We start from the raw sequence: 1,321 nt of genomic DNA, 5'->3' as shown, positions 1-1,321 counted from the left end.
GCCTGCTGCTCGGTGCGGGACGACAGGTCCTGGTTGCCCGAGGCGATCTCGCTGGAGGCGGTGGCGATGGTGTCGGTCGACACCTTGATCCGGCCCACCACCTCGACGAGCTGCCCCTGCATCTGCTGGATCGACAGCAGCAGGCTGCCGGCGGCCGAGCGGCGCGTGTCGATGGACGTCGTGAGGTCACCGTCGGCGATGCGGCTGACCATGTCGGCCGCATAGGCCGGCTCGCCGCCGAGCTGGCGCGCGAGCAGGCGGGCCACCAGGGTGCCCAGCCCCAGACTGACCAGGATGCCGGCCAGGGCCAGGCCGACCATCCAGAGGCGCGAGCCCGCATAGGTGCTCGCGGCCTGTGCAGCGCTGTTCTGGGCCAGGGTGTCGCAGTAGGCAACCATCTTGTTGAGCACGCCTTCAAGGCCGCGCGACTCGGCCAGCAGCTTGGTGTTCTCGTCGACCACCAGGCCGTCGAACTGCGAGATGTCCAGCGGCTGCTTGTTGATCAGCCCGATGAAATCGACCAGGCGCTTCTTGAGCGCCGGTGCCAGCGTGCCGTAGTCCTTGAGCAGCGCTTCGCCTTCCGGCGACCGCTGGAAGAAGGGCTTCACCTCTTCCAGACGCGCATCGAGACCGCTGAGCGACGAGGTCAGGTCCTTGGCGCCGGCGGCGCGTTCGCCGCGCGTGGACGCCGACAGCAGGCCGGTCTGGGCGCGGCTGGCGTAGAGCAAATGGATATTGGCCTGCTGCGTGCCCTGGAGGGCACGCAGTTCATCGTTGTAGAGCCGCTCCGTGGCGCTGTTGATGCGCCCCATCTGAACGATGCCGAATGCACTGACCGCCGCGCCGATGGCAGCGACGACCAGGAAACTCAGAATGAGCCGGGCCGTGACACGGAGCTGTTGAAACCACTGCATTACTTTTCCTTTCAATGGCAGGCCAGAACGCCCGCAAGGCCAGTGGACGAACCTGCATTCGCCCGTTGGGATCTCTCACCGGGGGCGAGCGAGTCGCCTCTTTTTCTTCACTACGAATCAGAATTCGGTCCAGTCGCCTTCGCCGCCGGTCATCGCCAGCTGGGGCTGCTGCGCAGCCTTGCCCTTGGCCGGCAGCGCCGCCGACGGGGCCTTGGCGTGCACTCGGCGAGCGGCCGGCGCGGCCGCCGACATCGTGGGCGTCACCCGGCGCAGCACACGCGGCGCAGCGTCGTTGCCGCCTTGCAGCGTGAAGACACTCACCACCTGCGACAGGCTGCCCGCCTGCTCCTGCAGCGAGGCGGCGGCCGCAGCGGCCTCTTCCACCAGCGCCGCGTTCTGCTGCGTCA

General features: G+C 68.0%; 1 protein-coding gene and 1 pseudogene. Both read right to left on the bottom strand.

All coding sequences use genetic code 11. The features are described from left to right. Positions 1 to 914, bottom strand: a 914-nt coding sequence (locus N8A90_RS25350) for an MCP four helix bundle domain-containing protein (RefSeq protein ID WP_262078052.1), incomplete at its 3' end; no start/stop codon positions are given. Positions 915 to 1,031: 117 nt separating this feature from the next. Next, positions 1,032 to 1,321 (bottom strand): annotated as a pseudogene (locus tag N8A90_RS25345) (methyl-accepting chemotaxis protein); the annotation flags it as partial.

This window comes from Variovorax sp. N23 (assembly GCF_025486315.1).
Taxonomy (GTDB): domain Bacteria; phylum Pseudomonadota; class Gammaproteobacteria; order Burkholderiales; family Burkholderiaceae_C; genus Variovorax.
The sequence above is the reverse complement of the archived record's forward strand: the minus strand, read 5'-3'. Positions and strand labels throughout refer to the sequence as shown.